This window comes from Microbacterium sp. W4I4 (assembly GCF_030816235.1).
GTDB lineage: Bacteria > Actinomycetota > Actinomycetes > Actinomycetales > Microbacteriaceae > Microbacterium.
This window is the reverse complement of the sequence record NZ_JAUSXT010000001.1, coordinates 823379-846998: the sequence shown is the minus strand read 5'-3', so window position 1 is coordinate 846998 and position 23620 is coordinate 823379. Positions and strand designations below refer to the sequence as shown.

Genomic DNA, 23620 nt, shown 5'->3' with positions numbered 1-23620 from the left:
CCCGAATGACGGGTATCGGCCGGGTTCTCGTCATCGTCTACGCCGTGATGGCTCTCGGCGCCACCGGACGCAGCTTCGTGCAGATCGTCCGTCGCTTCGACGAGGCACCCTTGGCGTACTCGCTGTCCGCGATGGCCGCCGTCGTGTACATCGTCGCGACTCTCGCGCTGATCCTCGCGCACCGCCGTGGCTGGTACACGGTCGCCTGGATCGCGATCGTCTTCGAGCTCACCGGCGTGATCGTCGTGGGGGCGCTGAGCCTGCTCGTGCCGGCGCTGTTCGGACACGACAGCGTGTGGTCGTACTTCGGCATGGGCTACGTCTTCATCCCGCTCGTGCTGCCGGTGTTCGGCCTGTGGTGGCTGCGCACGCACCCGCCGAAGGGAGAGCAGGCATGATCGTCTTCCGCGACCTCTCCGAGGTGCCCGCGGACTTCGGTCCCAGCGTGGTCGCGATCGGCAAGTTCGACGGCGTGCACCTGGGCCACCGTGCGGTCATCGAGCGGATGCGCGAGGACGCGCGGGCCGCGGACGCGCGCGCCGTGGCCGTGACGTTCGACCGCAACCCGCTCGAGATCCTGCGGCCCGAGTCGTGCCCCGAGAACGTCGTGGTCACCGATCGCAAGCTGGACCTGCTGGGCGAGCTGGATCTGGATGCCACGCTGCTGCTCACCTTCGATCGCGCGCTGGCGTCGCTGGCGGCAGAGGACTTCGTGAGCGACATCCTCGTCGACGCGCTGCACGTCGTGACGGTGCTGGTCGGGCGGGACTTCCGCTTCGGCAGCGGCGGCAGGGGAGACGTCGCGCTGCTGCGCGAACTCGGCCCGCGCTACGGATTCACCGTCGACGTCGTCGAGGACGTGCATCCTGACGGCGGCGAGCGACGGGTGTCTTCCACCTGGATCCGCGAGCTGCTGGCGGCAGGCGACGTCGTCGAGGCCGCCAGGGTGCTCGGACGCCCGGTCTCCGTGTCGGGCGAAGTCGTGCACGGACTCAAGCGAGGGCGCGAACTCGGCTTCCCGACCGCGAACCTGTCCGAGGTCATCGATGCACTCGCGCCCGCCGACGGCGTCTACGCCGGCTGGCTGGACGACCACGACACCGGCATCCGGCATCCGGCCGCGATCTCGGTGGGGACGAATCCGACCTTCGACGACGTGCATCGTCGTCAGGTCGAGGCGCATGTGCTCGACGAGGTCGGACTGGACCTGTACGGCCACCACGTGACCGTGGAGTTCACCTCGCATCTGCGCGGGATGGTCGCGTTCGACGGGATGGACGCGCTCATCGCGCAGATGGCCGCGGATGTCACCGAAGCGCGGACACGCCTCGAAAAGGATTGACGATCGCATCAACGCCGGGGATGCCGTAAACTATGCCCTGGCATCCGATGTCCGCCGTACGACGCGCGCAGACCGGAGTCGCCGTCCGCACGGTCCTGGCTGGCGCCACACGCGGATCACAGTACGAACCGAAGGCCCCTTCGGCGCTTCGGCACTCACGCTCAGGAGGAGCATGCCGACCACGGCGACTGCCGCATCGCGGCGCAAGAAGACCTCTCGTCGCGACGAAGAGGCACCGCTGATCCCCATCCTCGCGCGCAAGGTGCGCGAGATCGAGGCGAAGGCGCAGCGATCCAAGCTCGGACCCACGAATCGGGTCAAGTTCCAGGTGATCGCGTTCCTGGTGCGCGAAGAGCGTGCCAGGGTGAAGACGGATGCCGAGTTGATCGACTCCGCACGTGCGGAACTGCTCAAGCGACTCGATGGCGTTGCGACGATCCTCGCGAAGACGGCCGCACGCGACACCTCGCTGATCCAGCTGCTCGAGGCAGACCAGGCGACCTCTCCGGTGGCGAAGCGGATGCGACGCGACTGGCTCCTCGAGTCCGGTGCGGAACTCGCGCCCGAGGAGCTCATCATCACCGACGTGGCGCCCGTCAGGGTCACGAACGTCGTCCCCGCCGCCCTCGCCGAGAAGCAGGTGACCCCGCCGTCCGTGGAGTCGCGACAGCTCGCCAACCCCTTCCTCGAGCCGGACCTCACCCCGAGAGCGGCTTCCGTGCCTCGTCGCCGGTTGGACGGCTGGGAGCTCATGGGACCGCTCTACAAGGCCTTCGAGTCGGGTGCGGGCGGGGGAGCGGCCACCATGGAGCTGCCTCCGACCCCCGAGTACGACCACCTCTCGCCGAAGGGCCGCGAGGTGATGGTGCACCAGTCCCGTTTCGTCGAGGCCGTCCGCGCCGGTCACCGCAGCTTCCTGCTGGCCGACGAGCCGGGTCTCGGAAAGACCGCGCAGTCCGTGCTCGCAGCCTCCGTGGCCGACGCATACCCGCTGCTGGTCGTCGTCCCCAACGTGGTGAAGATGAACTGGGCGCGCGAGGTGGAACTGTGGACCCCGCAGCGCCGCGCGACCGTCATCCAGGGCGACGGCGCGGACATCGACGCCTTCGCCGACGTGTTCATCGTCAACTACGAGATCCTCGACCGTCACCTGTCGTGGCTCGGCGAGATCGGCCTGAAGGGCATCGTCGTCGACGAGGCGCACTTCATCAAGAACCTCTCCTCGCAGCGCTCGCAGAACGTGCTGGCGCTGGCAGCACGGGTGCGCGAGCGCACCCGTGACCCGCTCCTGCTCGCGCTGACGGGAACCCCGCTGATCAACGACGTCGAGGACTTCGACGCGATCTGGCGGTTCCTCGGCTGGACCAACGGCGAGAAGCCGACTCCGCAGCTGATGGAGAAGCTGGACGCAACCGGGCTCACCCCCGCGGACAAGTCCTTCTACGCCGAAGCGCGCGAAGCCGTGATCTCGATGGGAATCGTGCGCCGGAAGAAGAAGGACGTCGCGGCCGACCTGCCCGACAAGCTCATCGCCGACCTGCCCGTGCAGCTCGACGACGAGTTCGGACGCAGCATCCGTCAGGCCGAGCGCGAGCTCGGGGAGCGGATGGCCGCGAAGTACCGGCGCATCGTCGAGGCCCGCGCGGCCGCGCACGGTCCCGCGACCCCCGGGGAGATCAACGACGACATCGTCCGCCTCGTCGCGCACAACGAGCTCGAGGAATCCAAGGCTGCCGGCACCGGGGGCGACAACGTGTTCACCATGGTGCGCAGGATCGGTCAGGCCAAGGCCGGACTCGCCGCCGACTACGCCGCTCAGCTGCAGCGCTCGGTCGCGAAGGTCGTGTTCTTCGCGAAGCACATCGACGTCATGGATCAGGCGGAGGCGCATTTCGCCGCATCCGGAATCAAAGCGGTCTCGATCCGTGGGGATCAGTCCACGCCCGCACGCCAGCAGGCCATCGACGCGTTCAACACCGACCCCTCGGTCGGCATCGCGGTCTGCTCGCTGACGGCGGCCGGCGTGGGCGTGAACCTGCAGGCGGCGTCGAACGTCGTACTGGCCGAGCTCAGCTGGACGGCCGCGGAGCAGACCCAGGCGATCGACCGGGTGCACCGCATCGGCCAGGACGAGCCCGTCACCGCGTGGCGAATCATCGCCGCGCACACGATCGACACGAAGATCGCGGAGCTCATCGATCAGAAGCAGGGTCTGGCCGCCCGTGCACTGGATGGCGAGGCTGTCGAGGAGACCGCGAGCGAGTCCGTGCAGATGGCGGCGCTCATGCACCTGCTGCGGGAGGCGCTGGGCGGCGACTGAACGTCATCGACTCCGCAGAGGGCGTTAAGAACAACAGTTCTTGGCGCCCTCTGTCGTTGATTCGGATGCGATTCGGCAAAGTATCGACGTATGGCCATAACGGCTCGGCAAGATTCTCGTTTTTCATGCGATGCGGAATGGCATCGACCTGGGTTCACCACTAGGGTCGGATGCAGGCAGCGTCGCCCTTACCCCTTTCCCCGAATCATGAAGGCAGCAGCATGAAGATCGGCATTCTCACCAGCGGCGGCGACTGCCCCGGCCTCAACGCAGTCATCCGCGGCATCGTGCTCAAGGGCACCACCACGTACGACCTCGAGTTCGTCGGCATCCGCGACGGCTGGCGCGGCGTCGTGGACGGCGACTTCTTCCCGCTCACCCGTCACGAGGTGAAGGGGCTGTCCAAGGTCGGAGGCACCATCCTCGGCACCAGCCGCACCAATCCCTACGAGGGATCGCGCGGCGGCGCCGAGAACATCGCCAAGACGCTCGCCGCGCACGGTATCGACGGAATCGTGGCCATCGGCGGCGAAGGCACGCTGGCGGCTGCCGACCGTCTCGCCAAGGACGGCATCAACGTCCTCGGCGTGCCGAAGACCATCGACAACGATCTGCGCGCGACCGACTACTCGTTCGGATTCGACACGGCCGTGAACATCGCGACGGACGCCATGGACCGGCTGCGCACCACCGGAGACTCGCACCAGCGCTGCATGGTGGCCGAGGTCATGGGGCGCCACGTCGGATGGATCGCCCTGCATGCAGGCATGGCCGCGGGGGCGCATGTCATCTGCATCCCTGAGGTGCCGATGTCGATGGACGAGATCTGCGCGCTCGTCTCACGCGCCCGCGATCGCGGTCGTGCTCCTCTTGTCGTCGTCTCGGAGGGCTTCACGCTCACCGACATGGACGAGGCGTACAGCGACAAGGGCCTGGACGCCTTCAATCGTCCGCGCCTCGGCGGGATCAGCGAGATGCTCGCACCGGAGATCGAGCGGATCACCGGTGTCGAGACGCGGTCCACGGTTCTCGGACACATCCAGCGCGGCGGCTCGCCCTCCGGCTTCGACCGCGTGCTCGCGACGCGCCTCGGGCTGAACGCCGCGGACGCCCTCATGAGCGGCGCATGGGGCCAGATGGTCGCCATGCGCGGCACGGACATCGTCCTGGTGCCTTTCGAGGAGGCTCTCGGCGAGCTGAACACCGTGCCGCGCGAACGCTACGACGAGGCATCCGCGCTCTTCGGCTGAGCGTCCGCTCGTTGTACCCGCTCTGAGCCGCCTCCGTGTCCCAGAAATGGCGGGTGGCAGGGTCGCTCACCGACCCTTGCTGCTCCGCATCCGAGGGCGCGTCCCAGAAGAGGTAGGTCGGATGCCACAGCACCCGCCACTTCTGGGACGGAGAATCATCCGCGTCCGGGCCGCCACCCGGCGTCGAACAACGCGGCGGCAACCTTGTCGACGGCGATCTGCGGATTCGGTCGCATGTGGTGGCTGAGGATGCGCACGTGTCGCCAGTCCTGTGCCCGGATCGCATCCCAGCGGTCGGCGTCCTTGGCGAACTGATCGACGTCCGCGTGCCCGCGGCCGTCGAACTCCGGAGCCACCCTGTATTGCGGGTAGGCGAGGTCGAGGCGCGCGACGAATCGGTCGCTGCTGTCGAACAGGTTCATGTTCAGCACCGGTTCCGGCAGGCCGGCGCGAGTCAGCAGCAGGCGCAGGCGACTCTCCTCGGAGCTCTCGGATCCGGCGCGGATCTCCTGCAGGGCAGCGCGCAGCAGGCCGCGCACGTCACCTGCCTCCACCACCTCCTCGCGCAGGTCGTCGAGAGTGACGAGGCGGCGGCGCGGGTGGATGAGGAAGTCGCCTGCGATGATCAGGTGATCCAAGTCCCAGTGAGAGGCCGCCTGACGCCACATCCGCGCCGGATGCTCGATCGGCAGACCGCCTGCTCGCCATCGGGCCGCCTTCCGCTCCTGCAGGCGATGCCCGTGAACGCCGCACCGACGCGGCAGCGGATGCGGGCGTCGAACCGAGACATGCACCTTGCGCCGGTTCGCGGTCGTGTACGGCAGCGGGGTGCCCAGGATCGCGAGCCCCGTCTCGTGACTCAGGAACTGATGCGGGGTGAACGCCACGGCGAACGCGTCGACCTCCTCGCGCAGCAGCGCTGAGACACGCTGCATCCGCTGCGTCGGTGTGAGCTTGGCATCCTCTTCCTCGGGCTGCTCGCCGCGAACCCGCCGGACACCACGGGTGGGCGAGGCCAGGTCCGCGGCCCGCAGCCGCGAACGCGCGACGCCGGCCTCGCGCGCCTGGGAGACGTGGAAGGGTCCGTGGACGAGGTCGTCGGGAAGCGGCTGCCTGCGAGTCATCCCCATATCTCACCCGGTCAGGACAGATCGGAGGATGCCCGGTCCCGGGAACTGTGCACAATCCGCCGGACAGCCGGAATGTGCAGAGCGAACGGCCCCGGATTCCATGTCCCAGTCGTGGTGGCTGAAGGGACCACCCACTCGCCGGTTCTGGGACACGACGCGTTGAGCGGGTCAGCAGTGGCGGGTGCGGGGTGCGCACAGCCGCCACTGCTGGGACATGGGGGTGGGGGAGACAGGGCGGAAAATCGGGTGCGGACACAGGGCTGAGTACAGCGACCCGATCCGCGCCCGGGATCAGTCGGCGAGGCCGAGCACGTCCAGCATCCACGCCAACTCGAACGCGCGGTCGCGCCAGGCGTTGTAGCGTCCGCTGACCCCGCCGTGCCCGGCGGTCATCTCGCACTTGAGCAGCACGTCCTGCGCGCCGGAGTGCCGCAGCGCGGACACCCACTTCGCGGGCTCCACGTAGAGCACACGGGTGTCGTTCAGCGAGGTCATCGCGAGGATGCGCGGGTAGGCGACGTCCGTGAGGATGTTCTCGTACGGCGTGTACGTCTTCATGTAGGAGTACACCTCGGGGTCGTGCAGCGGGTCGCCCCACTCGTCCCACTCCACCACGGTCAGCGGCAGCGACGGGTCCAGGATCGAGGTCAGCGCATCGACGAAGGGGACACCGGCCAGGATGCCGGCGAACAGCTCAGGAGCCAGGTTCGCGACGGCGCCCATCAGCAGACCGCCCGCGCTGCCACCCTCCGCGACCATGCGCTCGGGCGTCGTGACACCGGTGTCGATCAGGTGCTGCGCACTGGCGATGAAGTCCGTGAAGGTGTTGCGCTTGCGCAGCTCCTTGCCGTCCTCGTACCAGTGCCGGCCCATCTCGCCGCCGCCGCGCACGTGCGCCACCGCGAAGATCACCCCGCGGTCCATCAGCGACAGGCGCATCGCGGAGAAGCCGGGGTCGATCGAGTGCTCGTACGAGCCGTATCCGTACAGATGCACGGGGCGCGCGGAGGCGCCGGGCTCGCCGAAGGAACGATTCCAGACCAGCGAGACGGGCACCTGCACGCCGTCCGGAGCGGTCGCCCAGACGCGCTGCTGTCCGTAGTCGGCCGGCTCGTACCCGCCCAGCACGGTCGTCTGCTTGCGCACGTGCTTCTCGCCCGTGGCCAGCTCCAGTTCCAGCACGGTCGACGGCGTCACGAACGACGTGTAGCCCATCCGCAGGAACGGCGCGTGCCACTCCGGGTTGCCGCTGAAGTACGCCTCGTACAGCGGCTCGTCGAACTCGACCACGTCCAGGGCGCCGGTTCGGTGGTCCAGAAGCGCCGCGTGCGGCATCCCCTCGGAGCGGAACTCGACCGTCGCGAAGTCGCGGAAGCAGTCCACGTCCAGCAGGCGGCGGCCCGGCATGTGCGGCAGCAGCACCTGCCGCTCGCCCTCCGGGTCGGATGCCGCGACCGAGACCAGCTCGAAGTCGAGGGCGCCGTCGTTGTGCAGGATGAGAAGCCGATCCTCGCCGTCGACGACGGCGTGATCGACCGAGTACTCCACGCCGTCGCGGCGCGGCCAGACCACTCGCGGCTCGGCGTCCGGATCGGACAGGTCGAGCAGCAGCTCCTCGCTGGTGATCTTCGAGCCGAGCCCGATCACCAGGTACTTCTTGCTGCGCGTGATGCCGGCACCGAGCCAGAAGCGCTCATCGGGCTCGTGGAAGAGCCTGGTGTCGTCCGCGACGGCGGAGCCCAGGCGGTGGGTCCACAGCGTGTCAGGGCGCCAGGCCTCGTCACGCGTCGTGTAGACGACCGACTCCGCGTCGGGTGTGAAGAACGCCTGACCGGTGTTCTCGATCACATCCTCCAGCCGTGCGCCGGTCACGAGGTCGCGCACGTGGACCGTGTACACCTCCGAGCCCTCGACGTCGACCGACCACAGCATCCGCGTGCCGTCGTCGGAGATGTCGAACGCGCCGAGCGAGAAGAACTCGTGGCCCTCGGCCTCGACGTTGCCGTCGAGAAGCACCTCTTCGCCTGGGACGGGCACGCCGGGCTCGAGCACCGGGGGAGTCCAGTCCTCGCCCGTGGCGGCGGTGCGGCACTGGATGCCGTACTGGGCGCCCTCCTCGGTGCGTCCGTAGTACCACCAGTCGCCGCGTCGGGTCGGAACCGACAGATCGGTCTCCAGCACCCGCGACTTCACCTCCTGGAACAGTCGCTCTCGCAGCGGCTCGAGGTCGGCCGTACGTGCCTCGGTGTAGGCGTTCTCCGCCTCGAGGTGCGCGATGACCTCGGGGTCGTCCTTGGCTCTGAGCCACTCGTACGAGTCCTCGAAGGAGTCGCCGTGGTGGGTGCGGGTGATGGGGCGGCGGGCCGCGACGGGCGGCTGAATGCGGGAATCGCTCACGCCTCAACGCTAGCGCGGTGCGTGCGCCCCGGGCGCGGCGGCCCGCACCGGTGCGCCGTGAGGCAAGTTGACCACGGCGGAGGAGGGTGGGAGGATTCTTGCGGGCCCGTAAACGGATTTTGAACCCACGGTGAACTCTTCGTTCGTCACGCCGGATTCCCGGCATCCCCTCCTTGGCAATCCCAACGAAAGAGACCGGTGGAAACCGCAGCCCTCGTCGTCGTGCTGGTCATAGCACTGGCACTCTTCTTCGACTTCACCAACGGATTCCACGACACCGCGAACGCGATGGCGACGCCGATCGCGACCGGCGCACTGAAGCCAAAGACCGCGGTGCTCCTGGCAGCACTCCTGAACCTCGTCGGCGCATTCCTGTCCACAGAGGTCGCCAAGACCGTGTCGGGCGGCATCGTGAATGAAGGCGACATCCCGCACGACCTGCTGCCGCAGCTGATCTTCGCCGGTCTGATCGGCGCGATCACCTGGAACATGCTGACCTGGCTGCTGGGGCTTCCCTCCAGCTCGTCGCATGCGCTGTTCGGCGGCCTGATCGGGGCGACCCTGGTCGGCTTCGGCGTCGCCGGAATCAACTTCGGCGTGGTGCTGTCCAAGGTCGTGCTCCCGGCGCTGATCGCACCACTGACCGCCGGACTCATCGCCTTCGTCGCGACCAAGGTGGCCTACGGCATGACCCGCCGCTACGACGGCAAGCCCGACGGACGCTCCGGCTTCCGCTGGGGACAGATCTTCACCTCCTCGCTGGTGGCCCTCGCGCACGGCACGAACGACGCGCAGAAGACCATGGGCGTCATCACGCTGGCGCTGATCACGGTCGGCTGGCAGACCGGCGACCCCGACAGCGAACACTTCCACAACCCGGAGTTCTGGGTCATCGTGGCGTGTGCGTTCACCATCGCGCTGGGCACCTATCTCGGCGGCTGGCGCATCATCCGCACGCTCGGCAAGGGGCTCACCGAGGTCAAGCCCGCACAGGGCTTCGCCGCGGAGAGCTCGACCGCCGCCACGATCCTCGCCTCGAGCGCCTTGGGCTTCGCACTGTCCACCACGCAGGTGGCCTCCGGCTCGGTCATCGGCTCGGGTCTGGGTCGTCGCGGATCGGTGGTGCGGTGGCGCACCGCCGGGCGCATCGCGATCGGCTGGCTGCTGACCCTTCCCGCCGCCGGTGCCGTCGGCGCATTCGCCGCGCTGTTCGTGATGTGGTTCCACGGCTGGGGCGTTCTGATCGACGCGGTGATCGCGCTCGTCGTGATCGTGGGCCTGTTCCTGCGCTCGCGCAAGAACGCGGTGACCTCCGCCAACGCGATGAGCGACGTCGCCGAGTCCGGGCACGTCGTGGAGCTGCCCGAGGTCCCCGGTCCGACCCGCCGCACCAGCCGCATCGAGCTGATGCGCGCACTTGAGCGGGCGGAGCGCAAGGCCGACGAGGCCGAGCGCGCGGCACGTCGTGCGAAGAAGCTCAAGAAGGCGGGCGGCACGCCCGCTGAGGTCAAGGCCGCACGCAAGGCGGCGGAGCGCGCAGCGCAGAAGTACGCCGAGGCGGAGCAGGCGAGCCAGGAGTGGGAGGCGCTCAGCGCCAGCCGCCGTGCGCGAGCGAAGCTCGCCGAGTGGGATCTGGCGATCGATGATCAGGAGGGTGCACGATGACCGTCGTGATCGATTGGAGCGCGTTCCTCCTCGTGTTCGTCGCGGCCCTGGTCGGCGCCGTGGCGGTGGTGTCGCTCTACTCCCTCGGGCTGCGGATGCTGGTGCGCGCCGGACGCGTGCCCGTCGTCTCTCCCGCGGAGTTCACGGATGCCATCACGGTGTTCTCCGAGAAGGAGATCAAGCGCGCCGCGAAGCAGGCCGCGAAATCCGCCCGGAAGAGCCCGCTCACCGCAGGTCAGAAGAATCTCGCGTTCCTCGCGGCGATCGGATGCTTCGTGCTGTGCGGCGCGGCCGTTCTCAGCGGCATCCTGATCATCGTCATCGGACACTGACCGTCTCCCGGTATCCGTCGGATTCCCGCCGGATGTCGCCTCCCGGTCGTAGGCTGGCCTGATGATCGATCCGCCCGTGTTCGGACGCCATCAGCCCGCGTCGCACACGATCATCCATCTCAGTGATCCGCACTTCCTCGCGGACGGCGTCCGACATGCCGGCGGGTCCGACAGCCAGGGCAATCTGGCCCACACCCTCGAGACCGTTCGCCGGGTGCACCCGCATCCTTCGGCGATCGTGATCACCGGGGATCTGACCGATTTCGGCGAACCGGACGCGTATCGTCGGCTCCGCTCGATGCTGGAGCCGGTCGCGGCCGACCTGGGCTGCCCGATCGTCTGGGTGGCCGGCAATCACGACGAGCGCCCGGCGCTGCGTGCGGAGCTGCTCGACGCACCGGCCACCGAGGAACCGGTGACCGGCGTGTGGGATCTCGATGGCCTGCGGCTCATCGCCCTCGACTCCAGCATTCCCGGCTGGCACCACGGCGATATCGACGCGGCGCAGCGGGACTGGCTCGCGGAGCAGCTGCGGCATCCCGCGCCGCACGGAACGCTGCTCGCGATGCATCACCCGCCGCTGCCCGCGCACGTGCCGCTGTTCGACATCCTCGAGCTGCGCCATCAGGACGAGCTGGCCGACGTCATCCGAGGAACCGATGTGCGCGGCATCCTCGCCGGCCACCTGCACTACTCTTCCTCGGGCATGTTCGCCGGCGTCCCCGTGAGCGTGGCCTCCTCCACCTGCTACACGATGAACCTCGGTCGGCCCGCCGCGGAGGTCAACGGGATGGATGCCGCGCAGGCCTTCCAGCTCGTGCACGTGCGGCCCGACGTCATCACCCACACGGTCGTCCCCGTCGCGGAAGCGCCGACGGGCGACTACTTCAGCGAGGAGTGGACTCAGGCGATGGCGGAGCTGTCTGCCGACGAGCGGCTGGGGGCCTTCTCACGCAAGCCGCCGAGGTCGAAGGCGTAGACTGGCGGCATCCCCCGCATCCACCCGCCACTACCCACAAGGACGTGACATGGCCGCTGACGCGCCTGCCCTCACCCGCACAGAGACCGACTCCATCGGCAGCATCGAGATCCCCGCCGACGCCTATTACGGCGTGCACACGCTGCGGGCCGAGCAGAACTTCCCGATCACCAAGCGGCCGATCTCGGTGTATCCGGATCTGATCCGCGGGCTCGCGATGGTCAAACAGGCCAGCGCGCGCGCCAACAAGGAGATCGGCGTGCTGGATGCGGAGCGCGCGGACCTGATCGACCACGCCGCGCAGCGCATCATCGACGGAGAGTTCCACGACCAGTTCACGGTCGGTGTGATCCAGGGCGGTGCCGGTACCTCCACGAACATGAACGCGAACGAGGTCATCACCAACGTCGCCCTCGAGATGGCCGGACGCGAGAAGGGCGACTACGCCTACCTCTCGCCGATCGATCACACCAACCGCAGCCAGTCCACCAACGACGTGTACCCGACCGCGGTGAAGATCGGGCTCTCCCTCAACCTGCTCTCGCTGCTCGACGAGCTGGACCTGCTGCGCCGGTCGTTCCTGGGCAAGGCGGGCGAGTTCCACGACATCCTCAAGGTGGGGCGCACCCAGCTGCAGGACGCCGTGCCGATGACGCTCGGCCAGGAGTTCCACGGTTTCGCCACGACCCTCGGTGAGGACCACAGCCGTCTCACCGAGAACGCCTCGCTGCTCACCGAGATCAACATGGGCGCCACGGCGATCGGCACCGGCATCACCACGCATGCCGGTTACGCACCCACCGTGCTGCGTCACCTGCGCGAGATCAGCGGCCTCGACCTCAGCACGGCCACCGACCTGGTCGAGGCGACCAGCGACACGGGCGCCTTCATGTCGTTCTCCTCCTCGCTGAAGCGCAACGCGATCAAACTCTCCAAGATCTGCAACGACCTGCGTCTGCTCTCGTCCGGGCCGCAGGCCGGTTTCGGCGAGATCAACCTGCCGGCGATGCAGGCAGGTTCCAGCATCATGCCAGGCAAGGTGAACCCGGTGATCCCCGAGGCCGTCAACCAGGTGGCGTTCGCGGTCGTCGGCGCCGATGTCACCGTCACCATGGCGGTGGAGGGCGGTCAGCTGCAGCTGAACGCGTTCGAGCCCGTCATCGCGCACTCGATCTTCCAGTCGATCACCTGGATGCGCCAGGCCATGTGGACGCTGCGCGTCAACTGCATCGATGGGATCACCGCGAACCGTGAGCGTCTCGGCGCGATGGTCGGCGCGTCCGTGGGCGTGGTCACCGCGCTGACCCCGTTCATCGGCTACGCGGCATCCGCCGCCCTCGCCAAGACCGCACTGCTGACCAATCGCAACATCGCCGATCTGGTCGTCGAAGCGGGTCTGATGTCGCGCGAAGAGGTCATGAAGCAGATCTCGCCGGCGCGACTCTCGGGACTGGAGACCGTCACCTCGGCCATCCCGGTGATCGCTGCGGAGGACCTCCCGCTGAGCTGACACGCGACGGATGTCGGAGAAGGGGTGGATGCTGCACGAACAGCATCCGCCCCTGATGCATCTGGCGAACAGGTGCAACAGCAACGAGGGGGCCACGCGCCCCGAGGCTCCGGGCAGTGCGTCAGCGATGTCCGGAGTGGGCGGGGGGATCAGTCGAGGATGCGGCAGTGCGTGGTGAGCTCGCCGATGCCGTCGATGCCCACCGTGACCGTCGAACGGTCGCGCAGGAAGATCTGCGGGTCGCGCGAGTAGCCGGCGCCGCCCGGGCTGCCGGTCGAGATCAGCGTGCCGGGCAGCAGGGTGACCGACGAGGAGAGGTGCGCGACGAGAGCGGCGACCGTGCGGACCATGTGGCCGGTGGTCGAGTCCTGCACCGTGTGCCCGTCGACGACGGTCCAGATGTGCAGCGCCTGCGGGTCGGGGATCTCGTCGGCCGTCACGACCACCGGACCGGTGGGGGTGAAGCCGTCGAAGGATTTGCAGCGGCACCACTGCGCCTCGGCGAACTGGATGTCGCGGGCCGTGATGTCGTTGACCACCGTGTACCCCCACACCGCGCTCAAGGCGTCGTCCGCGGAGATGTTCTTGGTCGGCTTGCCGATGATCACGCCCAGCTCGGCCTCGTAGTCGATCGACTCGCTGAGGGTGCGCGGCCACGACGTGGTCTGCTGGTGTCCGGTCAGGGAGTTCGGCCAGAGCGTGAACACCGTGGGCGCCGCATCGGTCTTCAGCCCCAGCTCACTGGAGTGCGCCGAGTAGTTCAGGCCCACGGCCAGGATCGCCGGCGGGTCGATGATCGCGGAATCGAAGGAGAATCCTGCGATCGGATGCCGTGGTGCCGCACCCGCGGCGAATGCGCGGCGCACATCGTCGAGCAGCTCGTCACCGCCGGCGATGAGCTGCTGGAGTGTGTGGGGTCCGGGGGAGAGGAGGTCACTGACGAGCACTGCCTCGTCTCCGTCTATGACGGCGAGATGGAGGGTGTCGGAGTCGTGAGCGCTCAGATGGGCAAACCGCATGTCCTCTACGCTACCCGGCGCGGTGCATCGGAGAGCAGAGGCTCCCTCTAGGCTTTCCGTATGAGCTTTGGAGGACAGCCCCCGCAGTACGGTGAGCCGCCGCAGCCGGTGTACGGTCAGCCGCCGCAGCCGGTCCACGTCCGCGCGGAAGCCGCCTTGAGCGCGCCGCAGCCCACCGCCGGATTCGCGTCCGTCTTCGATCGGGCGGTCGCAACCCGGCCCGCGGCAGCGGCTCCGTCTGCGCCGCAGCCGACGACGGCGGAGCCGACGATGCCCGCGCTGCCGATGCCGGTGCGCAAGGGCCGCTCCGTGTCCATCTGGCTGTTCGGCATCCTCGGGTTCGCGCTGCTGGCCCTCATCGCGTACTTCGCCATGTTCCTCGGCACCGGGGCCTCGCTCGTGGGGCTCGTCCTCGCTCTCGTCCCGCTCGCGATCGTGCTGTTCGGCGTCCGGCTCATCGACCGGTGGGAGCCGGAGCCCAAGAGCCTGGTGGTGTTCGCCCTGGCATGGGGCGCGGTGGCCGCCGTCGGGATCGCACTGCTTTTCGATCTGCTGCTCACGATGACGGCAGGCATGCGCAACTCGTTCTTCACCGGAGTCATCCAGGCGCCCTTCATCGAGGAGATCGCCAAGGGGCTGGGCGTGTTCCTCGTGTTCGTCATCGGACGCCGAGCCTTCGACGGTCCGGTGGACGGCGTCGTGTACGGTGCGCTGGTGGGTGCGGGCTTCGCCTTCACCGAGAACATCCAGTACTTCGGCATCAGCCTGATCAACGGCGGTGCGGGGGAGCTGACGCTGACCTTCATCCTGCGCGGCCTCGTCTCGCCGTTCGCCCACGCGATGTTCGCCGCGCTCACCGGGTTCGCCATCGGGTTCGCAGCCCGTCGAGGCGCCGGCACCGCCGGTGCACTGGGCGCCGGCGCGCTGGGCCTGCTCGGCGCGGTGGCTCTGCACGCGTTCTGGAACGGCTCATCCCTGCTCGGCGACTTCACCGTGCTGTACCTGACCACGCAGGTGCCTCTCTTCCTCGTCTTCATCTTCGTGATCGTCGCTCTGCGCCGGGAGGAGGCGAGACTGACCCAGCAGCGCCTGGGCGACTACGCTGCCGCCGGCTGGTTCACCCCCGAGGAGGTGGTCATGCTGGCCACCCCCGCCGGACGCAAGGTCGGTCTGGCCTGGGCGGCGGGGCTTCCCGGTGACCGCCGGGTGCTGATGCGCTCATTCATCAAGGATGCGGCCGCCCTCGCGGCCGTGCGTCAGCGCGCGATCAACGGGCACGACGCGTATGCGGCCGCCGACGAGCACGTCCTGCTCTCCAGGACGCGCACGACCAGGATGCAGCTGCTGGCGTACTGAGCGGCAGGGTCGGCGCGGACAGACTCAGCGCCCGGTGCTGCGGCGATGCCTGCTAGTCTCCCGGGCGCTGAGTTGGCCTACAGACAGGGTGCCTCCGACCTGCGTGGAAGTCAAGAGGTCCGGCGGGATCCGCTCAGAGCGCCTCGACGATGACATCCAGCGCGACCCCGGCGCACGCGATCCGAGGCAGATCCGCGAGTCGGCTGCCGCGCACCGAATCTCCGGTGGCGCAGCGCGGGTCGGTCGAGACGACGACCCGTCCGACGCCGTTGGTGAGCGTGACCTGCTGCCCGAGTGCGGCGAATCGCGGCGTCAGCTCGCGCTCCACCTCGGAGACGAGCAGATCCAGGCCCGCGACACCGAGAGGCGCGCCCTCCGAGATGACGGGCACCGCGATCGTGATCGTGTACTCATCGCTGCACAGATAGTCGACGTAGGGGCCCGCGACGTGCGGCACCCGGGTGCTCATCGGCACGCGGTACCACTCGAGCTCGCTGTAGTCGATGTGCTCCTTGTTGACCGACTGCGAGGCCAGCACCAGCTTGCGCCTGTCTTCGCCCTGCCACCAGGCGAGATGGCTCTGGGCGTCGGACAGCAGATCGATCGCCGCGATGAACCCCGCTCCGTACACGGGCACGCCCGGCAGGGCGAGGGTGCGCAGCGCATGGGGTTCGACGGCGGCATCCAGTCGCGCGCGGTTCAGCGTGCCCACGGCGGCCAGGGCGGACAGCTCGATCGCGAAGGGGTCCGACCACTCCAGCAGTGTGCGGATGGGTGAGCCGAAGTAGTCCTCGACGATCCGCGCCGCCGCTGTCGGGGCTGTGGTGGTGGCAGTGGTGCTCATCGCGTCCTCCTGTGCACGTCGATGGTCATCATCAGGGAAGGGCAGAGGTCGGCGTCGAGCTCTGCAGCTGGATCAGGGCGTCGATGACGTCGGCGACCATGGTCTCGGTGCGTCGTGCGGCATCGTCCGGGTCACCGGACTCGACAGCCTCGATGATCTGAACGAGGCTCGTGGTCTGTCGGGCGAGGCCTTCCGCGTCGGGACCCACAAGCCGCAGATAGGGCGAGAACTCGGCCTGCAGCCGCATCTGCTCGCGGGTGAGTCGTGCGGACTGGCTGAGCGAGACGAGCTCGACCTGCACATCATCGAGCACGCGACGCTGCTGCTCGAGTTCGAGGTCGCCGATGCTCTGCAGGCGGTGCAGCACCCGATGGGTCTCGCTGGGGTCGGCGCGGCGCGCGGCCAGGCGGACGGCCGCCGCCGTGATGGCGGCGTAGTGCGCGCCCATGTCGCGCAGGGTGATCCGAGAGGTGCGGGAGAGCTCGACGCGGGCGAACGCGAGCGGGTCGGCATCGTCGGCCACGAAGCTGCCGCCGTTACGTCCGCGTCGAGTGACGATGAGGCCGCGGCCGCGCACGGCGAGGAGCGCCTCGCGAACCGTCACCGGCGCCACGCCGAAGCTGCGGGCGAGCTCGGATTCCGCGGGGAGTCGCTCGCCGGCGCGCAGATGACCGCGCTGGATGGCATCGACGAGTCGACGCTCGACGAGCTCGGCACGGCCCTCGTCGCCGATCGGCTGGAAGAGCGCCCCCTGCAGCCGGTGCGGCTGCCGCGGCGGGGCGGTGTCCGCCGAACGCGCGTCGGATCGCAGCTGCGGCGACGGCATCAGCGAATCCATATCTGGATTCTCGCACGGCGGATGCCGAGAGGAAAGACTTGAAATATGTCCTACGGTTTTATATGTTTACGGAACCTTCCCCGTTTCGACGATGACCGAGGAGCACGACATGACGACGCCCGCACCACTGGCGCAGGACACCGGCACCGATCTCACAGATCGGGGCAGCGTGTCGCTGCAGGGGCTGAGCAAGTCCTTCGGGGAGTTCACCGCTGTACGCGATCTGGATCTGCACGTCGCACCGGGGGAGTTCCTCTCCATGCTCGGACCGTCCGGGTCGGGCAAGACGACGGTGCTGCGCATCATCGCCGGCTTCGAGGACGCGACCTCCGGCACCGTTCGACTGTCCGGCGTCGACGTCACGCGCACGCCGCCGCACGCACGCGACGTCAACACGGTGTTCCAGGACTATGCGCTGTTCCCGCACATGACCATCGCCGACAATGTCGGCTACGGGCTGCGCGTGCGCGGTGCCGGAAAGTCCGCTCGGATCGAGCAGGTGCAGGAATCGCTGCGCCGCGTGCGCCTGGATCACGTCGCCGACCGGCTGCCGCACCAGCTCTCGGGCGGACAGCGCCAGCGCATCGCGCTGGCGCGCGCGCTCATCCTGCGTCCGCAGGTTCTGCTGCTGGATGAGCCGCTCGGTGCACTGGACAAGCAGCTGCGGGAGCAGATGCAGATCGAGCTGAAGCAGATCCAGCGCGAAGTGGGCATCACGTTCATCTTCGTCACGCACGATCAGGAGGAAGCACTGACCCTCAGCGACCGGGTCGCCGTCTTCAACGACGGCCGGATCGAGCAGATCGGCAGCGCGCGCGAGGTCTACGAGCAGCCGCGCACCGAGTTCGTGGCCCGCTTCCTCGGCCTCTCGAACCTGATCGAGGCGGACCTGGCTGAGCAGCTGACCGGGGACCGCCTGACGATGAGCATCCGACCGGAGCGGGTGCGAGTGCTGACTGCGGATGCCGGTCCGGGCGCAGGCGAGGTCGCTCTGGTCGGCACCGTGACGGAGACCGTGTACACCGGGCCCGCCACCCGCTGCCTGGTCAGCACCGACGCCGGTGTCGACATCATCGCCGAGCGGCCCAACGCGCATGACCTCACGGGCGCGGCCGAGCCCGCGCGCGGCGACCGGGTGCAGGTGGCCTGGAACCCCGCTCACGCCGCACGACTTCCCTGACCACAATCCCGACATACCGAGATCACGAAGGAGCGATCACATGAAGAAGAAGGTTCTGGCTGTCTCAGCCATCGCAGCGACGGCGGCACTCGTGCTCACCGGCTGCTCCGCAGCGGACGACGGCGGTGCCGCCGCGGGCGGACTGTCCATCGAGGTGCCGGACGTACCGATGCTGAAGGAGCTCGGCGACAACGAGAAGGAGGTGAACATCGTCGCGTGGTCCGGGTTCGTCGAGCCGGCATGGGCCGACGCGTTCACCACGCAGACGGGGTGCACCGTGAACCGCCGCATCGCCGGCACGAGCGACGAGATGGTGCAGCTGATGCGCACGGGCGATTACGACCTCGTCTCGGCATCCGGCGACGCGAGCCTGCGCCTGATCGCGGGAGGAGACGTGCAGCCGCTCAACCTCGAGCTCATCCCGCACTTCGGCGACGACATCGTCGAGGGCATGAAGGGGCAGATCTACGACACCATCAACGGCAAGTCCTACGGCATCCCGATCGGCCGCGGCGCGAACATCCTGCAGTACGACAGCACCGTCGTCACCGAGGAGCCGACCAGCTGGGACGTCGCCTGGGAGAAGGACAGCCCCTACGCGGGCAAGGTCATCGCGTACGACGCGCCGATCTACATCGCCGACGCCGCCGTCTACCTGATGGCGCACGAGCCCGAACTCGGGATCGAGAACCCCTACGCTCTGGACGAGAAGCAGCTTCAGGCGGCCGTCGATCTGCTGAAGCAGCAGCGCGACATCGTCTCGGAGTACTGGGCGGACCCTGCTGCGCAGATCACCTCGTTCGCCGGTGGCACCTCGGTGCTCGGCACGTCCTGGGAGGTGCTGCGCAAGCTCACCGAGGATGACAGGTTCAAGAGCGTGCTCCCCGAGGAGGGCTCGACCGGATGGTCGGACGCCTGGATGCTGGCGGCGGAGTCCGCGAACCCGAACTGCGCGTACGCGTGGATGGACTACGCGTCCTCGCCCGAGGTGAACGGCGCGATCGCGATGAACTTCGGCATGGCGCCCGCGAACGCGGCATTCTGCGACACGAGCGATGAGGCCGCGGCCCACTGCGAGTACTACAACGCGACCAACGAGGAGTACTTCAAGAAGGTGTGGTTCTGGACCACCCCGATCGAGCAGTGCATCGACGGACGCACCGAGGTGAAGTGCACCAACTTCCAGCAGTGGACGGACGCCTGGACGTCCGTCAAGGGCTGACCCTCGGCACCCGCCGGCACCGGGGTGGGGGAGTGATCCTCCGCCCCGGCACCGCCCTCTCGACGACAGGATCGAAATGAAGCGCCGCGCACGGATCGCAGGTCTGCTGGCTCTGCCGATGACCTGGCTCATCGGCATCTACATCTTCTCGCTGGTGATGCTGCTCATCACCGCGTTCTGGCTGACCGACCCGTTCACGTCCAAGGTGAAGCCGGGCTTCACCCTGCGCAACTTCGAGCAGCTCGTCACGAATCCCGCCTACCTGTCCACCTCGCTGCGCACCCTGGGGATCGCGCTCAGCGTCACGCTCCTGGCGATCCTCATCTCCGTGCCGCTGGGGATATTCATGGCGAAGGTGGCCTCACCGGGTCTGCGCGCCTTCCTCGCGGTGTCGATCACGCTGCCGCTCTGGGCGGGCTATCTGGTGAAGGTGATCGCGATGCGCATCACGTTCACGCAGAACGGCTTTCTGAACTGGATGCTCGCGCCCTTCGGCATAGAGGGCCCGGGTTTCGCGGTGATCACCGTGGTGCTGACCCTCACCTATCTCTGGCTGCCCTACATGGCCGTGCCGGTGTACACCGCGATCCGGCAGCTGCCCACCAACCTCTTCGACGCGTCCGCCGACCTGGGTGCAGGTGCCTGGCGCACCATCCGGACGGTCGTGCTGCCGCTGATCAAGCCCGCCATCATCGCGGGATCCGTCTTCACGTTCTCGTTGAGTCTCGGCGACTACCTGGTGGCGAAGTTCGTCGGCGGTGACACGCAGATGATCGGCAGCGTCATCGCGTCCAACATCAACCTGAACCCGCCGCTGGCGGCGGCGTTCTCCGTCGTCCCCATCGCGTTCGTCGTCATCTACCTGGTGAGCGTGCAGCGCACCGGGGCTCTGGAAAGGATGTGAGCAGAGCATGCTGAGACTCTCCCGCACCGCGCGGATCGTGCTCGGAGTGATCGTCGCGATCATCCTGGCGTACATGTACATCCCGCTGATGCTCGTGGTGCTGAACTCCTTCAACTCCACGCGCCTCGCGAGCTGGCCGGTCACCGGCTTCTCGCTGCAGTGGTGGGGTCGCGCGTTCACCAGCCAGCCGGTGCGCGACGCGCTGCTGAACTCCGTCCTGGTCGCCACCGGCGCGACCGTGATCGCACTGGTCCTGGGCACACTGGTCTCGTTCGCCCTTCAGCGCCATCGGTTCTTCGGCCAGCGCGCGGTGAATCTGCTGGTCGTGCTGCCGATCGCTCTGCCTGGCATCGTCACCGGTGTCGCACTGAACAACACGTACAACCAGATCCTGGAGCCGATCGGGATCCAGGTGGGGTTCTGGGGCATGATCATCGCCCACGGCACCTTCTGCATCGTGATGGTGTTCAACAACGTCCTCGCACGGCTGCGCAGGATGAACCCGGGCCTCGAGGAGGCGTCGAAGGATCTCGGCGCCTCGCCCTGGCAGACGTTCCGTCTGGTGACCTTCCCGCAGTTCCGCAGTGCGCTGGTGGTCGGGGCGATCCTCGCATTCGCGTTGAGCTTCGACGAGGTGTACGTGACGATCTTCACCGCCCCGCCCGGGGTGGACACGCTGCCGCTGTGGATCATGAACCAGATGGCCAGGCCGAATGAGGCCAATGTCGTGAACGTGGTCGCGACGGTGGTGATCCTGGCATCCTTCATCCCCGTCTGGGTGTCGCAGCGGCTCTCGCGCGACATCGGCGACCGCGGGTGATGTGCGGCGGGCGCCTGAGTGGAGTTCGCGCTCAGCGGACTCGTCACGTTGACCTGCGCGCATGGGCCGGGGTTTGATGTATTCATGACTGATCGCACAAAGCCCGAGTTCGACGCCCCCACCGGACCCGCCCCGACTGAGCTCGTCAGCCGCGACATCATCGTCGGCGACGGCGATGAGGCGAAGCCCGGCGACACCGTCACCGTGCACTACGCCGGTGTCGAGCACGACTCCGGCGAGGAGTTCGACTCGTCCTGGGGTCGCGGAGAGACCATCCAGTTCCCGCTGCGCGGCCTGATCCAGGGCTGGCAGGAGGGCATCCCCGGCATGAAGGTCGGCGGACGCCGCGAGCTCACCATCCCGCCCCACCTGGCCTACGGCCCGGCGGGCTCCGGACACTTCCTGTCCGGCAAGACCCTGATCTTCATCATCGACCTGGTCGCCGTCGGCTGATCCGACCGCCTTCGATTCAGACCTCCGCCCGCGATCTCTTCGCGAGCGGAGGTCTTTTTCGCATTCTCGGGAATAGATTCACCTGCATGTAAGTTTCTCCCTTCGACGCCGTGAGATGCGGCCCCATCAACCTGAGGAGAAACCACATGTCGATCGAGATCCCCGGCTACCGTCCCGGCACCTGGATCCTGGACCCGTCCCACAGCGAGGTCACGTTCAGCGTGCGCCACATGATGATCTCCAAGGTGCGCGGCACCTTCGGGATGAAGGAGGCGACCCTGGTCGCCCCGGAGAACCCGCTCGAGGCCCAGGTCTCGGCCAAGGTCGACGTGACCTCGATCGACACCAAGGACGACAACCGCGACGCGCACCTGCGCTCGGCCGACTTCTTCGACACCGACACGTTCCCGACCATGGACTTCGCCTCCACCGGCGCGCGCGTCGAGAACGGCGACTTCTTCGTCGACGGCGACCTGACGATCCGCGGCATCACCAAGCCGGTCAGCTTCGAGTTCGAGTTCGGCGGCTTCGGCCAGGACCCGTACGGCAACTACAAGGCCGGCGCCTCGGCGAAGACCGTGATCAACCGCGAGGACTTCGGCCTGACCTGGAACGCCGCCCTCGAGTCCGGCGGCGTGCTCGTCGGCAAGGAGATCACCATCGGCCTCGAGCTGCAGGGTGCCCTGCAGGCCTGAGCCCACCGCTCCCGAGCCCCGCGATCCGACGCCGCCCGCGTCAGGCCGCGGGGCTCAGTGCGTCATAGACGCGGAAGCGCGGGCTGAGCCGCGACAGCATCGCCGCGACGACGATCACGAGGAACCCGCCCAGCAGCGGCGGGAACCACAGGGTGGTCAGCGTGGCCAGCACGCCGGCGTACAGTGCGCCGACGCGGGGTCCACCCGCGACGACGATCACGAAGATGCCCTGCAGTCGGCCGCGCATCGTGTCGGGCACGGCCGCCTGCATCATGGTGTTGCGGTAGATCGAGCTGACATTGTCGGCTGCTCCCGACAGGGCGAGTGCGACGCAGGCCGCGACGATGAGCACGACGTGGGGCGTGTGCTCGGATGCCGAGGGCAGAAAGACGCCCACGAGCAGCACGATCCCGAACAGGGCGATCGCCGCACCGTAGGCCTGCACAGCGCGCACGATGCCGAGTCCGTGCCAGCGGTAGTGCACGATCCTGCCCGAGAAGAGACTGCACGCGAACGTGCCGACCGCGACCGCGGCGGTGAGGATGCCGGTGGTGATCGCGCCGCCGCCGAGCAGCACGGTTCCGAGCGCAGGAAAGAGCACCAGCGGCTGGCCGAAGGTCATCGCCGTGATGTCGAGCAGGTACTGCATCCGGATGTTGCCCGCGCGACGCAGGAACTGCCAGCCGTCGACGAGGGAGGCCAGCCCCGGTCGCACGATCGTGCCCTCCGGCAGCAGCGCGGGAAGCGTCCACAGTCCGAGGAACATCGACAGCATGAGGATGACATCGATCGTGTAGGTCCAGCCGAATCCGGTCAGCGCGACCAGCATGCCGGCCACCGCGGGACCCACCATCACGGTGAGCCCGAAGGAGATGCCGTTCAGCGCGGATGCCGCCGCCAGCTGGTCGAGCGGGATCAGCCGGGGCACGATCGCCGTGCGCGTGGCCATGCCCACGGAGTTCGCGGCCGCGATGATCATGCTCAGCGCGTACAGCCACCAGATGGTCTCCGCATGCGTCCAGGTGAGGACGGCGAGAAGGGCGGTGGCGGCGAAGGCGACCGTGGCGGAGATGAGGGCCACCCGACGGCGGTCGAACGCATCCGCCAGCATCCCGCCGTAGAGCCCCGCCAGGATCATCGGCACGAGACCCGCGACGGCGATCATCGACACGGCGAACGTGCTGCCCGTCAGCTCGAAGACGTGGAGCATGACGGTGACGACGGTCAGCTGGCCGCCGATGCCGGACAGCGCCGACCCGATCCACATGCGCGCGAAGGCGGGACTGGTCCGAACGGGTGTGAGGTCGATGAGAAGACCGCGGGAGAACTGCACCAGACGAGGCTATCCGGCCCCGACGCCTGCG

At 68.1% G+C, this 23620-nt stretch carries 21 protein-coding genes; 15 read left to right on the top strand and 6 right to left on the bottom strand.

Annotation, left to right across the window (positions count from 1 at the left end; genetic code table 11):
• Positions 1-5 precede the first annotated feature (5 nt).
• The 4 genes from QF046_RS04050 (at position 6) to QF046_RS04035 (ending at position 4912) form a co-directional block, all read left to right on the top strand.
• Complete coding sequence (locus QF046_RS04050) at positions 6-398, top strand: hypothetical protein (protein WP_307372699.1); 393 nt, start codon at positions 6-8, stop codon at positions 396-398.
• Positions 395-1342 carry a bifunctional riboflavin kinase/FAD synthetase gene (locus QF046_RS04045; protein ID WP_307366448.1) on the top strand — a complete coding sequence of 316 codons (948 nt, stop codon included), beginning with the start codon at positions 395-397 and terminating at the stop codon, positions 1340-1342. Before QF046_RS04050 ends, QF046_RS04045 begins: the two co-directional genes overlap by 4 nt.
• A gap of 172 nt (positions 1343-1514) precedes the next feature.
• The gene (locus QF046_RS04040) at positions 1515-3662 is read left to right on the top strand and encodes a DEAD/DEAH box helicase (RefSeq protein ID WP_307366446.1); all 2148 of its coding nucleotides are present in this window, start codon (positions 1515-1517) and stop codon (positions 3660-3662) included.
• 221 nt (positions 3663-3883) lie between these two features.
• The gene (locus QF046_RS04035; protein WP_307366443.1) at positions 3884-4912 is read left to right on the top strand and encodes a 6-phosphofructokinase; all 1029 of its coding nucleotides are present in this window, start codon (positions 3884-3886) and stop codon (positions 4910-4912) included.
• Positions 4913-5067: 155 nt separating this feature from the next.
• Here QF046_RS04035 and QF046_RS04030 read toward each other — a convergent pair whose 3' ends face one another.
• Both QF046_RS04030 and QF046_RS04025 read right to left on the bottom strand, forming a co-directional pair.
• Positions 5068-6036: a hypothetical protein gene (locus QF046_RS04030; protein WP_307366441.1), complete on the bottom strand. Its 969-nt coding sequence runs from the start codon at positions 6034-6036 to the stop codon at positions 5068-5070.
• Between the two features lie 297 nt (positions 6037-6333).
• Positions 6334-8439: a S9 family peptidase gene (locus tag QF046_RS04025; protein ID WP_307366439.1), complete on the bottom strand. Its 2106-nt coding sequence runs from the start codon at positions 8437-8439 to the stop codon at positions 6334-6336.
• 198 nt (positions 8440-8637) lie between these two features.
• Here QF046_RS04025 and QF046_RS04020 point away from each other — a divergent pair, with 198 nt between their 5' ends.
• From QF046_RS04020 to QF046_RS04005, 4 genes are all read left to right on the top strand, one after another.
• Positions 8638-10104 (top strand): inorganic phosphate transporter, encoded by a 1467-nt coding sequence (locus QF046_RS04020; RefSeq protein WP_307366437.1) that lies wholly within the window; start codon positions 8638-8640, stop codon positions 10102-10104.
• Entirely contained in the window at positions 10101-10436 is a 336-nt protein-coding gene (locus tag QF046_RS04015; RefSeq protein WP_307366435.1) for a peptidase, read from the top strand. Before QF046_RS04020 ends, QF046_RS04015 begins: the two co-directional genes overlap by 4 nt.
• A gap of 61 nt (positions 10437-10497) precedes the next feature.
• A complete protein-coding gene (locus tag QF046_RS04010) occupies positions 10498-11415 on the top strand; it encodes a phosphodiesterase (RefSeq protein WP_307366433.1) in 918 nt (305 codons plus the stop codon).
• 49 nt (positions 11416-11464) lie between these two features.
• Positions 11465-12925: an aspartate ammonia-lyase gene (locus QF046_RS04005; protein WP_307366431.1), complete on the top strand. Its 1461-nt coding sequence runs from the start codon at positions 11465-11467 to the stop codon at positions 12923-12925.
• Positions 12926-13074: 149 nt separating this feature from the next.
• Here the strand turns inward: QF046_RS04005 and QF046_RS04000 are convergent, their stop codons facing one another.
• Positions 13075-13944: a fumarylacetoacetate hydrolase family protein gene (locus QF046_RS04000; RefSeq protein WP_307366429.1), complete on the bottom strand. Its 870-nt coding sequence runs from the start codon at positions 13942-13944 to the stop codon at positions 13075-13077.
• 60 nt (positions 13945-14004) lie between these two features.
• Between QF046_RS04000 and QF046_RS03995 the strand changes: the two genes are divergently transcribed.
• Positions 14005-15300: a PrsW family intramembrane metalloprotease gene (locus QF046_RS03995; RefSeq protein WP_307366427.1), complete on the top strand. Its 1296-nt coding sequence runs from the start codon at positions 14005-14007 to the stop codon at positions 15298-15300.
• Positions 15301-15433: 133 nt separating this feature from the next.
• Here QF046_RS03995 and QF046_RS03990 read toward each other — a convergent pair whose 3' ends face one another.
• Complete coding sequence (locus tag QF046_RS03990) at positions 15434-16144, bottom strand: cache domain-containing protein (protein WP_307366424.1); 711 nt, start codon at positions 16142-16144, stop codon at positions 15434-15436.
• Positions 16145-16175: 31 nt separating this feature from the next.
• Positions 16176-16982, bottom strand: coding sequence for a FadR/GntR family transcriptional regulator (locus QF046_RS03985; protein WP_307366422.1), 807 nt, complete (start codon positions 16980-16982; stop codon positions 16176-16178).
• 109 nt (positions 16983-17091) lie between these two features.
• Between QF046_RS03985 and QF046_RS03980 the strand changes: the two genes are divergently transcribed.
• The 6 genes from QF046_RS03980 (at position 17092) to QF046_RS03955 (ending at position 22256) form a co-directional block, all read left to right on the top strand.
• A complete protein-coding gene (locus tag QF046_RS03980; protein WP_307366420.1) occupies positions 17092-18162 on the top strand; it encodes an ABC transporter ATP-binding protein in 1071 nt (356 codons plus the stop codon).
• Positions 18163-18202: 40 nt separating this feature from the next.
• On the top strand, positions 18203-19384 hold the full coding sequence (locus tag QF046_RS03975) for an extracellular solute-binding protein (protein ID WP_307366418.1): 1182 nt from the start codon (positions 18203-18205) through the stop codon (positions 19382-19384).
• Positions 19385-19460: 76 nt separating this feature from the next.
• On the top strand, positions 19461-20288 hold the full coding sequence (locus QF046_RS03970) for an ABC transporter permease (RefSeq protein ID WP_307366417.1): 828 nt from the start codon (positions 19461-19463) through the stop codon (positions 20286-20288).
• 7 nt (positions 20289-20295) lie between these two features.
• Positions 20296-21108 carry an ABC transporter permease gene (locus QF046_RS03965; protein WP_307366415.1) on the top strand — a complete coding sequence of 271 codons (813 nt, stop codon included), beginning with the start codon at positions 20296-20298 and terminating at the stop codon, positions 21106-21108.
• A gap of 84 nt (positions 21109-21192) precedes the next feature.
• Complete coding sequence (locus QF046_RS03960; RefSeq protein WP_307366413.1) at positions 21193-21561, top strand: FKBP-type peptidyl-prolyl cis-trans isomerase; 369 nt, start codon at positions 21193-21195, stop codon at positions 21559-21561.
• 146 nt (positions 21562-21707) lie between these two features.
• Complete coding sequence (locus QF046_RS03955; RefSeq protein WP_307366411.1) at positions 21708-22256, top strand: YceI family protein; 549 nt, start codon at positions 21708-21710, stop codon at positions 22254-22256.
• 40 nt (positions 22257-22296) lie between these two features.
• On the opposite strand, the gene QF046_RS03950 is transcribed toward QF046_RS03955, so the two are convergent.
• Positions 22297-23589, bottom strand: a complete 1293-nt coding sequence (locus QF046_RS03950; RefSeq protein WP_307366409.1) for an MFS transporter — start codon at positions 23587-23589, stop codon at positions 22297-22299.
• Positions 23590-23620: the final 31 nt, after the last annotated feature.

Bases quoted from the DNA above. Each gene is read 5' to 3' on its own strand.
- QF046_RS03955 (WP_307366411.1), top strand. From the start codon at position 21,708: ATGTCGATCGAGATCCCCGGCTACCGTCCCGGCACCTGGATCCTGGAC.
- QF046_RS03965 (WP_307366415.1), top strand. From the start codon at position 20,296: ATGCTGAGACTCTCCCGCACCGCGCGGATCGTGCTCGGAGTGATCGTC.
- QF046_RS04000 (WP_307366429.1), bottom strand. From the start codon at position 13,944: ATGCGGTTTGCCCATCTGAGCGCTCACGACTCCGACACCCTCCATCTC.
- QF046_RS04040 (WP_307366446.1), top strand. From the start codon at position 1,515: ATGCCGACCACGGCGACTGCCGCATCGCGGCGCAAGAAGACCTCTCGT.
- QF046_RS03960 (WP_307366413.1), top strand. From the start codon at position 21,193: ATGACTGATCGCACAAAGCCCGAGTTCGACGCCCCCACCGGACCCGCC.
- QF046_RS04010 (WP_307366433.1), top strand. From the start codon at position 10,498: ATGATCGATCCGCCCGTGTTCGGACGCCATCAGCCCGCGTCGCACACG.
- QF046_RS04035 (WP_307366443.1), top strand. From the start codon at position 3,884: ATGAAGATCGGCATTCTCACCAGCGGCGGCGACTGCCCCGGCCTCAAC.
- QF046_RS04015 (WP_307366435.1), top strand. From the start codon at position 10,101: ATGACCGTCGTGATCGATTGGAGCGCGTTCCTCCTCGTGTTCGTCGCG.
- QF046_RS04005 (WP_307366431.1), top strand. From the start codon at position 11,465: ATGGCCGCTGACGCGCCTGCCCTCACCCGCACAGAGACCGACTCCATC.
- QF046_RS03980 (WP_307366420.1), top strand. From the start codon at position 17,092: ATGACGACGCCCGCACCACTGGCGCAGGACACCGGCACCGATCTCACA.
- QF046_RS04050 (WP_307372699.1), top strand. From the start codon at position 6: ATGACGGGTATCGGCCGGGTTCTCGTCATCGTCTACGCCGTGATGGCT.
- QF046_RS03990 (WP_307366424.1), bottom strand. From the start codon at position 16,144: ATGAGCACCACTGCCACCACCACAGCCCCGACAGCGGCGGCGCGGATC.
- QF046_RS04045 (WP_307366448.1), top strand. From the start codon at position 395: ATGATCGTCTTCCGCGACCTCTCCGAGGTGCCCGCGGACTTCGGTCCC.
- QF046_RS03970 (WP_307366417.1), top strand. From the start codon at position 19,461: ATGAAGCGCCGCGCACGGATCGCAGGTCTGCTGGCTCTGCCGATGACC.
- QF046_RS03985 (WP_307366422.1), bottom strand. From the start codon at position 16,982: ATGGATTCGCTGATGCCGTCGCCGCAGCTGCGATCCGACGCGCGTTCG.
- QF046_RS04030 (WP_307366441.1), bottom strand. From the start codon at position 6,036: ATGACTCGCAGGCAGCCGCTTCCCGACGACCTCGTCCACGGACCCTTC.
- QF046_RS03975 (WP_307366418.1), top strand. From the start codon at position 18,203: ATGAAGAAGAAGGTTCTGGCTGTCTCAGCCATCGCAGCGACGGCGGCA.
- QF046_RS03995 (WP_307366427.1), top strand. From the start codon at position 14,005: ATGAGCTTTGGAGGACAGCCCCCGCAGTACGGTGAGCCGCCGCAGCCG.